This is a genomic window from Bacillus sp. FSL M8-0049, from assembly GCF_038593355.1.
Classification (GTDB): domain Bacteria; phylum Bacillota; class Bacilli; order Bacillales; family Bacillaceae; genus Bacillus; species Bacillus safensis.
In genome coordinates this window covers 18,612-30,899 of sequence record NZ_CP151986.1, presented here as the reverse complement: position 1 = coordinate 30,899, position 12,288 = coordinate 18,612, and the positions used below count along the sequence as shown (strand labels likewise).

The window sequence follows — 12,288 nt, the reverse complement described above, 5'->3', positions numbered from 1 at the left end:
CTCTTTCATTTTTATTAATCTTTAATTTCAATTAAATCGGTTCCTACTAATTTCTTTGCTTCCGCAATCAATGGATCCTCTTCAGAAGAAGTTTCCTGACCATCTGCTTGTTCATCCGGCTGATGATCTCTTAAAAATTCTTCTCTTATTTTACCCCATTGAGCGTCAGGAACGCCAACTAATTCCACTCTTTTTCCTAACATAGACTCTAGCAGTTGTTCAAGATTGGTCCGAACACCACTTTTATCTTCAGCAACCATTTTACAATGTATTTCAAATTTGAATTTTAAAACAAAGGCATGCGAAGCAGCCGCAACTGGCTCACTGTCCGTTAATAACGCAGCGTGAGACACCTTATTCTGCTGTTTCAACTGGGCAAGGAGCTCTCCCCATTTGCCTTTAATTTTTTCTAACTCAGGCCGTTTCGCTTCTTTTAGAATCTCATGAATTCGGCCGACAGGAGCACGATAGCCAGTTTTGTTACTTGTTTGTGGTCGAGGCGCTTCCTTTTTTTCTTGAGGACTATGAGATGGAGACATTGGTACACCTTCGGCTCTTAGCCTTGATAGTTCCTGTTCCAGCCTGTTTATTTTATCTGTTAGCGCCGTTAAATCAGCGTCAGCATGACCTTGTGTCAATCCTGCTGTTGACTGACACAGCTTTACAACAGCTACCTCAAAGAAAATCCTTGGATGATTTGTCCATTTCATTTCTTGGTGGCTTTTATTCAGGACTTCAATGGTTTCATACAGAAATTGAGGTGTCACACGATCTGACAGCGCCACGAAACTTTCGTCGACCTTTACCTTTTCAAGGACCCCCTCGAGATCTGGTGCCGTTTTATAAAGCAGCATATCTCTAAAGTAAAAAATCATATCCTCTATTAATTTAGCAGCATCTTTCCCCTGCTGGAGCAACTCATTTAATGTATCTAACGCTGTCGCAATATTTTGATCAAAAATTGCTTCAGCAAGCTGACTAATGAAATGCTGAGATACAGCACCTGTAATGAGCAGCGCATCATCAATTGTCAATTGTTCACCACTAAATGAAATCGCTTGATCCAAGAGACTTAGTGCATCACGCATACCGCCATCAGCTGCACTAGCAATAATCTCGAGCGAATCCTCCTGTACGTTAAGGCCTTCTGCATCTACAATTTTCTCCATTCTTCCAACAATATCTTTAGTCGTGATTCGTTTGAAATCAAATCGCTGACAACGAGATATGATGGTAAGAGGAATCTTATGGGGCTCTGTGGTAGCCAAAATAAAGATACAATGAGCAGGCGGTTCTTCCAGCGTTTTAAGGAGGGCATTAAATGCACCGATAGAGAGCATATGTACTTCATCTATAATATAAACCTTATACGTAACCGCCGAAGGAGCAAATTTCACTTTATCACGTATATCACGGATTTCATCTACCCCGTTATTCGAGGCAGCATCTATTTCAATCACATCTGAAATTGAACCGTTTGTAATCCCTTTACAGGCATCACATGCATTACACGGCTCACTAACAGGTGACTTTTCACAGTTCACTGCCTTAGCAAAGATTTTGGCAGCACTTGTTTTACCTGTTCCTCTAGGACCTGAAAATAAGTAAGCATGAGAAAACTTTTTCTGCAAAAGGGCATTTTGCAACGTTTTTGTGATGTGTTCTTGTCCAACAACATCCTCAAAAACTTGAGGTCTGAACACTCGATATAAAGCTTGATAACTCACAAATACGCCCTCCTCCATTTATCATCTTTTTCATTATACATGATGCACCGATCAATTCAAAAGCACACCTTTATTTTCTAATATGCCAAAAAGATGATTTCAACTATAGATTTTCTACTTTCCATGCATTAAAAACGTATTTTCTAGCTTTGTAAAAAGACCCGAAACCCCAAAAAGAACACCAATTCTTATTGCGATTAGTGAAACAAACAAATGGAACCAAAAAGACTTTTTATCTATTTGTATAACCAAAGCAATTCAGCTATTCTTTGAACAGCAACAAAAAACTCACCTAGTTAAACTAGATGAGTTACATTTAATATTGATTTACCGTGCACCTTCTGTCGATTCGCTACCCCAAGCGTTACTTAAACAGTTAGCTCGGCCCAGGCAACCCTGCGGCACATGAGAGGTTTCACTTAATGCTGCTTCCTTCCGGACCTGACATGGTTCATGAATTCCCATTGCGCAGGACCCAGACGTCAACACCACTTATTTAAGGCAGACCTTGAAGTAAACGAACCTCGAGAAGGGATTCGGCCTCGCTAGAGCGGATTGCGAGTACAGGGCACCGCTACCTCCCCGCTTAGCACGGCAAAATGAATATTAAATTGTTAGTGACGCAGACATAAGTATACCTTCTTATAGCTCAAATTGCAAACGACATCCATTCATTTACTTTTGGCTTGTTTCTTTCGCTGACGGAGATTTCGGAAGAACTGACTTAACAGCTCACCACACTGATTTTCAAGTACACCACCGATGACCTCAGACTGATGATTGAACCGTTCATCATCCAGTAAATTCATTAAAGTACCTGCGCATCCACCTTTTGGATCGTATGCACCAAAAACGACCTTTTTCACTCTAGAGAGAACAATAGCACCCGCACACATTGGGCATGGCTCAAGCGTAACGTAAAGCACAGCATCTTCTAAACGCCAGCTCCCTGTCGCTTTACATGCTTCATCAATAGCAAGTAATTCTGCATGTGCAATCGAACGCTGCTCACTTTCCCTTAAATTATGAGCCCGGCTCACGATTTGATCATCAACAACAATGATCGCACCAATCGGCACTTCCCCTATTTGTTCTGCTTTTAAGGCTTCAGAAATGGCTTCTTGCATAAACTTTTCATCTTTCGTCATGGCACGGCTCTCTTTTCATGTTTTTTAAAAGGAAATTGAGGTTAACATATTATCACAATCTTTTAAAGGGGGTCTTATTTTGTCAAAGCAAAAAAAGGCGCTGCTTATTATCGACATGATTAATGATTTTGATTTTGAAATGGGACATGTGCTTGCAGAAAAAACAGAGCAAATGACCAATAAAATTTTAGCTCTTAAACAACATGCTTTCAAGGAAAATTGGCCAATCATTTATATCAACGATCACTACGGACTTTGGAAGGCTGATATCCAAGCTGTTATGGAAACATGCAAAAACGAAAGAAGCGCTCCTATTTTAGAGAAAATGACACCATCTAAAGATAATTACTTCTTAATCAAACCTAAGCATTCTGCCTTCTACGGTACTGCACTAGAGACACTCTTAAATGAATTAGGTGTTGAGGACATTATTCTAACTGGGATTGCCGGAAACATTTGCGTTTTGTTCACTGCAAATGACGCATACATGCGAGAATACAATCTAATTGTACCTAAAGATTGTATCGCTTCAAACGACGACAGAGATAACGACTACGCTTTAACGATGATGGAGAACGTTCTTCTAGCCAAAATCACTACCGCTAAGGAAATCACGAATGAAAATCAAACATGATTTAGCTATAACCCTCATAAATTGTTAGCAATAACAAAGGGGGCGTTGACTATTCAAATTTATGTTGTCAAAAGAGGAGATACTTTAAACGACATTGCTATGCGTTTTAAAACGACAGTCAATGAAATCATCCGTACTAACGAAATCGAAACACCAAATCAACTCGTCATTGGACAAACAATTGTCATTCCAATTAGAGGTCAATTTTATGAGGTCAAACAAAATGACACACTATATCAAATTGGTAGACGGTTTCAAATCTCAGTGGAAGAATTGGCACGCGTGAACAGAATTCGGCCTGAAGCGATACTGCCTATTCGTTTCTTGCTCTATATTCCACAAAGACCGAAAAGGAACATTAATTCCAATGCTTATATTGAACCACGGGGAAATCAAGTCAGTGAAAACTTAAAGCAGGCAGCTAGAGAGGCCTCCCCATACTTAACCCATTTAGACGTCTTTAGTTTTCAAGCACAAAGAGATGGGACACTGCGAGAACCACCGTTAGACCAACTACCCCAGATTGCCGCTCAGAACAGAACTGTATTAACCATGGTGGTGACAAATCTAGAGAATGAAAAATTCAGTGATGAACTTGGGCGTATTCTTTTAACTAACCAATCTGTCAAAACGGCATTTTTAGATGAAATTGTTCGTGTTGCCAAAAAGTATCAATTCAAGGAAATCCATTTTGATTTTGAATATTTACGCCCTGCTGATAAAGATGCTTATATTCAATTTTTAAGAGAAGCAACAGCCCGTTTCCATCAAGAAAGATGGACAATATCTGTTGCACTTGCACCAAAAACAAGTAGTCAGCAAAAGGGCAAATGGTATGAAGCCCATGACTATGAAGCGATCGGTAAGATCGTCGATCATGTTGTGCTGATGACCTATGAATGGGGGTACAGCGGCGGCCCTCCACAAGCTGTCTCTCCAATTGGACCTGTCCGCCAAGTCATTGAATATGCACTAACTGTCATACCGGCCAATAAAATTGTAATGGGGCAGAATTTATACGGCTATGATTGGACACTTCCTTTCGTCCAGGGCGGTCCCATCGCCAAAGCCGTCAGTCCTCAACAAGCAATTGCACTTGCTAGAGAGCACAATGTCTCTATCTTATACGACGAAACAGCACAAGCACCCCATTTTCGTTATACAGATGCCAACAACAAAGAGCATGAGGTCTGGTTCGAAGACGCTAGATCGATTCAAGCAAAATTCAATCTCATCAAAGAGCTAAAATTGAACGGCATTGCTTATTGGAAATTAGGTCTATCTTTCCCACAAAATTGGCTCTTATTATCAGATCAATTTAATATTGAAAAAAGAACGACATCGTAATCCATTCACTCTATCAATTAGAAGGGGTATGGTACAATATACATTGGTTTGACAACTTTAACTTTATAGATAGAGGAGAACGCCTATGTATCCTGCCCCTTTTATTGCAGTGGAAGGCCCAATTGGAGCCGGAAAAACAACTTTGGCTACAATGCTTGCGAAGGAATTTCAATTTCCTTTAGTAAAAGAGATTGTAGAAGAAAATCCATTCTTAGATAAATTTTATGAAGATATGGAACAATGGAGCTTTCAGCTTGAGATGTTCTTTTTATGCAATCGGTTCAAACAGTTAGAATCAATTGAAGAAAACTATGTAAATAAACAGCAGCCGGTTGTCACTGATTATCACGTCTATAAAAATATGATATTTGCAGAAAGAACATTATCAAAAAAGCACATGGATAAATACAGAAAAATCTATCACCTGCTAACAGATGATCTTCCTAAACCAAATGCCATGATCTATATAAAAGCCAGCCTTCCCACCTTACTTGAAAGAATACAGATGAGAGGACGCTCTTTTGAAGAAGACATTGACCCAGCTTATTTAAAAACACTCATTGAAGATTACGAGCTGGCCATTGAACATTTAAAACAGACTGAGCCAGGGCTTCCCATCATTACAATTGAAGGAGATCATACAGACTTCGTTTCCTCACAGCAAGATTACCAGCAAATTGTACAGAACATAAAGGAGCAAGTGCTATGAACAATATCAAAATACCAAAGGACGCAGTCATCACAATTGCCGGGACTGTTGGTGTCGGCAAATCAACTATGACCAAAACAATAGCGGACAAGCTAGGGTTTCAAACCTCTCTCGAAAAAGTAGATGATAACCCATATTTAGAGCCTTTTTATTCAGATTTCCAAAGATGGAGCTTCCACTTACAGGTCTATTTCCTAGCTGAGCGTTTTAAGGAGCAAAAGCGGATTTTTGAATCTGGCGGAGGATATGTACAAGATCGTTCCATTTATGAGGACACTGGCATTTTTGCAAAAATGCATGCGGACAAAGGTACGATGTCTGAGGTCGATTATGAAACGTATACAAGCCTATTTGAGGCGATGGTGATGACACCTTACTTCCCTCACCCTGATGTCCTCATCTATCTACACGGGGATTTAGATCATATTTTACATCGTATTGAGGAACGCGGCAGAGAGATGGAAACTCAAACTGACCGGGCTTATTGGGAAGAAATGTACACTCGATACACGGAATGGATCGAACAATTTGATTTATGCCCAGTGATTAAAATTAATATTGAAGATTACGACTTACTTCATGATGAAAGCTCACTTGATCCCATTCTTCATGAAATAGCTTCTGTTATTCAAAAAAATCGCAATAAAACAAAATAAAAAAAACCGCTGCATTCGCGAAATGCAGCGGTTTGACAATTTCCAATTTTTATGCTTGCGTTCAATTCAACTAAGGTGAAAAATCAATATGGCGGAGGAAGAGGGATTCGAACCCCCGCGGGCTTTGACACCCCTGTCGGTTTTCAAGACCGATCCCTTCAGCCGGACTTGGGTATTCCTCCGTATCGACAAGAATTAATATACCATATCATTTTATTTGAAGTCAACACCTTTTCGTAAAAAAATTTCAATATGTGATTTTTGCATGATGTTTGCCTATAAAAAAGCAGCCATTGACGGCTGCTCTTGATCTATTTCGTATCCTGTCTAATTTCTTCAATAAACTGATTCATCTCTACTTTAAACTCATTTAATGACTCGATAATCTTCGTAAAGTCTGTCACTTGTTTGGCTTGTTCATTTGTTGAGCTGCTGATTTGTGAGATGTTTTCAGACAAAGTGCCAATGCTGTCTTGGATTTCTTTTAAAAATGTATTAATGGTTTCAGCCGCTTCCTTCGAGCCATCTGATAATTTGCGAACTTCATCAGCAACGACAGCAAACCCTTTTCCGTTCTCACCTGCTCTTGCGGCTTCAATTGCAGCATTTAAACCAAGCAGATTTGTTTGTCTAGCAATTCCGCCAATGGTTTTGACGACTTCTTCAATATTCGCAGATTTCTCTTCCGCTCTTCCTGCCTGTTCGCTTATTTCTAAACTTGTGGCAGCCAGTTCTTGTGAATGTGCAGCAATTTGCTCAATTCCACCTTGGAGTTCTTTCGCTACTTTATTGATTTGCTCCATATAACCGCTTAATTTCTTTTCGCGATGATGTGAAAATGCCACTAAAAAAGAGCCGATTACTTTTCTATCTTCATCAAAAATCGGGTAACCTTTTACAGCAATTTCATAACCATATAAATGCTCTGGTAAATGACCGTCATATTCTTGTCCTCTTAATGTCGTCGCCACATTTTGGTCTTCTGGGTTCAATGGGTCTCCAACTTTCATACCAAAATCTATTGTGTTAGACGGGTAATAACAAAGTATCTTCTCTGTATCTGTGATGCCGAAAAGAATACTTTCATCTAGTACCTTTCTAAGTAAATGAGCCATTTCAACATAATAGTCAAGCCTATTCACGGTTATTCCTTCTTTCCTAGAAGCTTTTAATTTTTTTATCGGCTAAATTCAGGAAAACTGTAGGACTTTTGGTAAAAAGAAAAAGATGCCTTGACGGCATCTTATTTCATCACTTCTTTATTTCCCATATAAGGACGCAGTACTTCAGGAATGATTACTGTGCCGTCCTCTTGTTGATAGTTTTCTAAAATAGCCGCTACGGTTCTTCCTACCGCTAATCCAGATCCATTTAATGTGTGGACATGTTCTGGCTTCGCTTTAGGTTCTGGACGGAAACGAATGTTTGCACGTCTTGCCTGGAATGCTTCGAAGTTACTGCAAGAAGAAATTTCACGGTACGTATTCTGGCTCGGAATCCACACTTCGATATCGTATTTCTTCGCAGCTGTGAAGCCTAAATCTCCCGTACACATGCTCATGACACGGTATGGCAGGTTCAATAGCTGAAGAACTTTTTCTGCTTGATTTGTTAATTTCTCTAATTCTTCATAAGAATCTTCTGGTCTGACAAATTTCACAAGCTCTACCTTGTTAAATTGATGCTGACGGATGAGTCCACGTGTATCTCTTCCAGCAGATCCAGCTTCTGATCTAAAGCAAGCACTGAATGCTGCATAGTTGATTGGCAGCTGTTCGCCTTCGAGAATTTCGTCACGATGCATGTTCGTAATTGGCACTTCAGCTGTTGGAATGAGGAAGTAATCTTCTTCACGTATTTTAAAGGCATCCTCTTCGAACTTTGGAAGCTGACCAGTTCCTGTCATGCTCGCTCTGTTGACCATATAAGGTGGAAGCACTTCAGTAAAACCAAACTCATCCACATGTAAATCAAGCATAAAGTTATACAATGCGCGCTCTAAGCGGGCGCCAAGCCCTTTATAAAAAACGAAACGGCTTCCTGTCACTTTTCCTGCACGTTCAAAATCAAGGATTTTTAGCTCATCAGCTACGTCCCAATGTGGTTTTGGTTCAAATGAGAAGGCTGGCTGTTCGCCCCATTTTCTCACTTCCACGTTGTCGTCTTCTGTTTCACCAACTGGTACAGAGTCATGAGGGATATTTGGAATTGAGAACAGGATGTGCTGCAGGCTCTCTTCTACTGTTCTTAGCTCATCATCCAGCTTCTTGATCTCATCTCCTACTTCACGCATTTCTTGAATAATGTGATCGGCGTCTTTCTTTTCTCTTTTTAGAACGGCCACTTGCTGTGATACTTCATTTCTTCGGCTCTTTAATTCTTCTGTTTTCCCGATTAATTCTCTTCTTTTTTGATCTAGCTCACCAAACTTATCAAAATCCGCTAAATCTTCGCCTCGGTGTGCTAATTTTTCTTTGATTTGATCAAAGTCCGTGCGCAGTTGTTTAATATCAAGCATGTGTAACACTCCTTTTTTTATCGAAAAATAAAAAGAGCCCTCATCCCATGAAAGGGACGAGAGCTCTCGCGTTGCCACCCTGATTGAAAACATGCAGAAGCATGCTTTCCTCTTTCCTCTGTAACGGTATCACCGTAAATGCTTACTTCTCTAGTTTCAGCATTTCGCTCAAGGATGGATTCAGAATGCATCTTTCACCGATTCTCACCAACCATCGGCTCTCTGAGAAAGAGGGGCTTCTTACTATTTCCCGTCAACGCTTTTTCGATCTTTGATTGTGATTTTAATGTACTATAAGTTTTATCTCTTTTCAACCGTTTTATACAGCAAGCTTCGTTTTGTAGGACTTCACCATGTCTACAAACAGCTGTGTTAACCGGTGATCGTCTGTCAGCTCTGGATGAAAAGAGCAGCCTAAGATATTGTTTTCTTTCGCCATCACAATCCTGCCATCATATTCAGCCATGATTTCTACGTCATTATCTGCGCTGATGATATGAGGCGCACGGATGAATACCCCTGTAAACGGCGCATCCAGTCCTTTTACTTTTAAATCTGCTTCAAAACTGTCTACCTGTCTGCCAAAAGAGTTCCGTGCAACAGATACATTTAACAAGCCAAGATGAGCATCTTCTCGATCTTCGATATGCTTTGCCAGCATAATCAAACCGGCACATGTCCCGAAGATCGGTTTCCCTTGAGCAGCGAACGCCTTGATCGGTTCAATGAATTGGTACGTATCCATAAGTCTCCTCATCGTCGTACTTTCTCCACCAGGAATAATCAAACCGTCAACGGATTCTAGCTCTTCTACGCGTTTGATGATCTTTCCTTCTGCGCCGCAGGCTTCAATCGATTGAATATGCTCTCTCACCGCTCCTTGAAGCCCTAGTACACCAATTGTCAGCATGTTCGTTTGCGCTCCCTTAATTACCAGCCACGCTCTTGCATACGTTCTTCTGGCAGTAGATTTGAAATTTCAATTCCTTTCATAGCTGTTCCAAGCTCTTTTGAAAGTTCTGCAATGAGACGGTAATCAGTGTAATGAGTCGTTGCTTCAACAATTGCTTTTGCAAATTTAGCTGGATTGTCTGATTTGAAAATACCAGATCCGACAAATACACCGTCTGCTCCAAGCTGCATCATTAATGCAGCATCTGCTGGTGTCGCAACGCCTCCTGCTGCAAAGTTCACAACTGGCAGCTTGCCGTCTCTTTTGATTTGCAGCAATAATTCATAAGGCGCGCCAAGATTCTTGGCTTCTGTCATCAGTTCATCTTCACTCATAGCCGATACTTTACGAATCTGAGCATTGACCTTTCTCATATGACGAACAGCTTCTACGATGTTGCCTGTCCCAGGTTCTCCTTTTGTGCGAAGCATAGAAGCGCCTTCTGCGATACGGCGGGTTGCCTCACCTAAATCGCGGCATCCACAGACAAAAGGTACTGTGTATTCATTTTTATTTAAATGGAATTCCTCATCTGCGGGCGTCAGCACTTCACTCTCATCGATATAATCAACACCAAGTGCTTCAAGAACACGAGCCTCGACGATGTGGCCGATACGTGCTTTTGCCATGACTGGAATCGTTACTGCATTTTGTACTTCCTCTACGATTCTTGGGTCTGCCATACGGGCAACACCGCCTGCAGCACGGATATCAGCTGGTACTCGTTCTAGTGCCATGACTGCCACTGCACCTGCTTCTTCTGCAATTTTTGCCTGCTCCGCATTGACGACATCCATAATGACGCCGCCCTTTTGCATTTCTGCCATTCCACGTTTCACTCGTTCAGTTCCCTTATTGCTCACAATAGTTTCCTCCCATTTGTCTATTCGATTCATTCAACATCTTTATCATACAAGCGAGGAAGTATAACAATAAAGAGAATAGTATAACAATTCAATCAGCCGATAAAAAAGAATAAATCCTTGTATATAAAGGGTTTTCAGCTAAATACATGTCATTTTCTCTATCAAGTGAGATTTACATGCTATAATGCAACTATAACAATTAAAAATTATGTATAACAATTTTGCATTCAATGGAGGGGTTTCATGCATATTGATATCCATCGACATTCTGATACATCTCTTTCAAATCAAATTTACTTTTCAATCATCGATCACATTCAATCGGGTTTGCTTCAGCAAGGAGAAAAGCTGCCAACTGTCCGTGATTTAGCTAAACAGCTCAATGTGAGTCTTGTCACGGCAGCTAAGGCATACACCCGATTAAAAGACGACGGATACTTAACGACGGTGCAAGGTAAAGGAACTTTTGTGAATGAGCAGCAAGAGCAGACAGAGACCCCGGTTCCATCATCTACCTCTTTCGATTGGCAGTTGTCGATTCCAGATTATTTACCACGGTCTCAATTCGCTCAGTATCACTATGTCGAAGAAGCCATTAACCTTTCTTCCTCTATGATCGATCCAGGGCTTTTGCCAAACCGGTATTTAGAAAAAGAAATGCAGCATGTACTAGCCAGACATCCTCAAATCATGTCGAAGTATGGAGAAATACAAGGTGATCTTCAGCTGCGACAAGTCATTCAGTCCTTTTTAGAAAAGTTGGATGTGCCCTCTACACCTGAAAATATCCTTGTAACAAGTGGTTCTCAGCAAGGGCTTGATTTGGTGGCACGTACGTTTATTGGGCCGGATGATGTAGTTGTCATGGAAGCACCGACCTATCCCGGGGCCATTGATGTCTTTATGGGCAGAGGAGCAAGAATCATTACCGTCCCTGTCGATCATGAAGGAATGAACATGAAGCAGCTTCAAAGCATTTGTGATAAATATAAACCGAAGTTCATCTATACGATTCCTACTTTCCACAGTCCAACAGGGGCCAGTATGTCGATGAAGCGTAGAAAACAGCTTCTCCTACTGGCTCAAAGCATTGATTGTCTCATTGTAGAAGATGACCCTTACCGTGAGCTTTATTTTGAAAAGAAGCCGCCAGCACCTATTAAAAGCTTGGACCATGATGGACATGTCATTTATTTACGAGGATTAAGTAAAACACTGGCTCCAGGATGCAGAATAGGGATTATCACAGCGTCAGGCTCGATATTTAACCGTTTATTAGCTGCAAAGGCCAATAATGACTTAGGCAGCCCTCTCCTCACACAAAAGGCCATATTACCGTTTCTGACATCGAAGAAAATGATTGATCATACGAAGAAGCTAAGAACCGCCTTGAAAGTGAGACGCGATTTGATGATGGATGTGTTAACGAAGCATGCACCGAAAGATGTAACGTGGCAAATTCCACAGGGCGGTCTCAATTTATGGCTCAGCTTTCCTTCCTGGGTCGATACACGAGCACTGTTGCATGAAGCACGTAAGCAGCAAATTACCTTTTTGCCTGGCTCTGTCTGCTATCCTGGAGAGCCGAAACAGAATTATATCCGCCTCAGCTTTTCTTATGTGAATGAAAAAGCACTGGCCGAGGGCGTGGAAAAGTTATGTGGTATTTTTCAGCAAGCCTTGTCCACTCCTCAAAATCAGAAGCAATCGCTCTTCTTTTAACGATAAAAA

At 40.9% G+C, this 12,288-nt stretch carries 11 protein-coding genes, 1 tRNA gene, 1 other RNA gene and 1 other annotated feature; of the genes, 5 read left to right on the top strand and 8 right to left on the bottom strand.

Annotated features, from left to right (window positions below; translation table 11 throughout):
• Positions 1-14: 14 nt before the first annotated feature.
• The 3 genes from dnaX to tadA form a co-directional block, all read right to left on the bottom strand.
• Positions 15-1,727 (bottom strand): DNA polymerase III subunit gamma/tau, encoded by a 1,713-nt coding sequence (dnaX, locus tag NSU13_RS00140; RefSeq protein ID WP_342489736.1) that lies wholly within the window; start codon positions 1,725-1,727, stop codon positions 15-17.
• 330 nt (positions 1,728-2,057) lie between these two features.
• An RNA gene (gene ffs, locus NSU13_RS00135) (signal recognition particle sRNA large type) lies at positions 2,058-2,322 on the bottom strand.
• A 76-nt stretch (positions 2,323-2,398) separates the two neighbouring features.
• Positions 2,399-2,875 (bottom strand): tRNA adenosine(34) deaminase TadA, encoded by a 477-nt coding sequence (gene tadA / locus NSU13_RS00130; protein WP_024426741.1) that lies wholly within the window; start codon positions 2,873-2,875, stop codon positions 2,399-2,401.
• Between the two features lie 79 nt (positions 2,876-2,954).
• Between tadA and NSU13_RS00125 the strand changes: the two genes are divergently transcribed.
• The 4 genes from NSU13_RS00125 to NSU13_RS00110 all read left to right on the top strand — a co-directional run bounded on the left by NSU13_RS00125 (position 2,955) and on the right by NSU13_RS00110 (position 6,221).
• Entirely contained in the window at positions 2,955-3,509 is a 555-nt protein-coding gene (locus NSU13_RS00125) for an isochorismatase family cysteine hydrolase (protein WP_024426742.1), read from the top strand.
• A gap of 45 nt (positions 3,510-3,554) precedes the next feature.
• The gene (locus NSU13_RS00120; RefSeq protein ID WP_342489735.1) at positions 3,555-4,856 is read left to right on the top strand and encodes a glycoside hydrolase family 18 protein; all 1,302 of its coding nucleotides are present in this window, start codon (positions 3,555-3,557) and stop codon (positions 4,854-4,856) included.
• A gap of 85 nt (positions 4,857-4,941) precedes the next feature.
• Complete coding sequence (locus tag NSU13_RS00115) at positions 4,942-5,565, top strand: deoxynucleoside kinase (RefSeq protein ID WP_024425759.1); 624 nt, start codon at positions 4,942-4,944, stop codon at positions 5,563-5,565.
• Positions 5,562-6,221: a deoxynucleoside kinase gene (locus NSU13_RS00110; RefSeq protein ID WP_034284267.1), complete on the top strand. Its 660-nt coding sequence runs from the start codon at positions 5,562-5,564 to the stop codon at positions 6,219-6,221. Before NSU13_RS00115 ends, NSU13_RS00110 begins: the two co-directional genes overlap by 4 nt.
• Before the next feature lie 89 nt (positions 6,222-6,310).
• Here NSU13_RS00110 and NSU13_RS00105 read toward each other — a convergent pair.
• The 5 genes from NSU13_RS00105 to pdxS all read right to left on the bottom strand — a co-directional run bounded on the left by NSU13_RS00105 (position 6,311) and on the right by pdxS (position 10,554).
• Positions 6,311-6,403: transfer RNA gene (locus NSU13_RS00105), tRNA-Ser, on the bottom strand.
• Between the two features lie 129 nt (positions 6,404-6,532).
• The gene (locus tag NSU13_RS00100) at positions 6,533-7,363 is read right to left on the bottom strand and encodes a methyl-accepting chemotaxis protein (RefSeq protein ID WP_024425758.1); all 831 of its coding nucleotides are present in this window, start codon (positions 7,361-7,363) and stop codon (positions 6,533-6,535) included.
• Between the two features lie 101 nt (positions 7,364-7,464).
• Complete coding sequence (gene serS, locus NSU13_RS00095; protein ID WP_024426746.1) at positions 7,465-8,739, bottom strand: serine--tRNA ligase; 1,275 nt, start codon at positions 8,737-8,739, stop codon at positions 7,465-7,467.
• 49 nt (positions 8,740-8,788) lie between these two features.
• Positions 8,789-9,005: a binding site (T-box leader), on the bottom strand.
• A 53-nt stretch (positions 9,006-9,058) separates the two neighbouring features.
• On the bottom strand, positions 9,059-9,649 hold the full coding sequence (gene pdxT / locus NSU13_RS00090; protein WP_024426747.1) for a pyridoxal 5'-phosphate synthase glutaminase subunit PdxT: 591 nt from the start codon (positions 9,647-9,649) through the stop codon (positions 9,059-9,061).
• A 20-nt stretch (positions 9,650-9,669) separates the two neighbouring features.
• Positions 9,670-10,554 (bottom strand): pyridoxal 5'-phosphate synthase lyase subunit PdxS, encoded by an 885-nt coding sequence (gene pdxS, locus NSU13_RS00085; protein WP_039175840.1) that lies wholly within the window; start codon positions 10,552-10,554, stop codon positions 9,670-9,672.
• A gap of 246 nt (positions 10,555-10,800) precedes the next feature.
• On the opposite strand from pdxS, the gene NSU13_RS00080 reads away from it, so the two are divergent.
• Positions 10,801-12,279 (top strand): PLP-dependent aminotransferase family protein, encoded by a 1,479-nt coding sequence (locus NSU13_RS00080; protein ID WP_342489734.1) that lies wholly within the window; start codon positions 10,801-10,803, stop codon positions 12,277-12,279.
• The last annotated feature ends 9 nt before the right edge of the window (positions 12,280-12,288 follow it).